Raw genomic sequence first — 639 nt, forward strand, 5'->3', positions numbered from 1 at the left:
TGGCGGGCCTGTAGGACTGGACAACCTCGCTGCCGCCATCGGCGAGGAGCGCGACACCATCGAGGATGTGCTGGAACCTTACCTGATCCAGCAAGGCTTCCTGCAGCGCACGCCGCGCGGCCGCATCGCGACCCCTACCGCCTACACCCACTTCGGCATTACCGCCCCCCGCACCGGCGCCGTCGGCGACTTGTGGGAACAGCCGGGCCAGTAAGCTTGTCCACCATGCCCGGCATTCTCGCCGGGTAGCTGGTTGTTGTTGTAATGGCAACGCTCGCAACCTTTTTTGCGAAAAGTTGTCTTGTTGTCATCCGTAAAACTACGGTACTTGTATTCACTTGGTAAAAAAAAGACAAAGATGTCCCTATAATGCTTCTTTTTAAGCACGGTCGCGCTTTTTTCTTTGATTTCCCGCAACTTTGCGACTTGCCACCTGCGTAAAGTGCAGGGCGAGCCGCCGGACTGCGAGAGTCGGCGACCATTCTTGTCGAGTCCCCGCCATGCTCATGTCCACGCAAGCCAATCGCTACGCCCACCAGCTGCTTGACGCGCGTGCGAAGGCGCAATTGATCCCGCCGCTGTCCGCGAACGGGCCGCTGTCCGTGGCCGACGGCTACGATATCGCGCGGAGCATGATCG

Annotated in this window: 1 protein-coding gene; it reads left to right on the forward strand. The window is 59.5% G+C overall.

Annotation, left to right across the window (positions count from 1 at the left end; all coding sequences use genetic code 11):
- Positions 1-214: Holliday junction DNA helicase RuvB C-terminal domain-containing protein (locus AYR66_RS25785; protein WP_272938380.1), on the forward strand; the 214-nt coding region annotated here is incomplete at its 5' end.
- Between the last annotated feature and the right edge of the window lie 425 nt (positions 215-639).

The organism is Noviherbaspirillum denitrificans, from assembly GCF_002211445.1.
GTDB classification, from domain to species: domain Bacteria; phylum Pseudomonadota; class Gammaproteobacteria; order Burkholderiales; family Burkholderiaceae_D; genus Noviherbaspirillum; species Noviherbaspirillum denitrificans.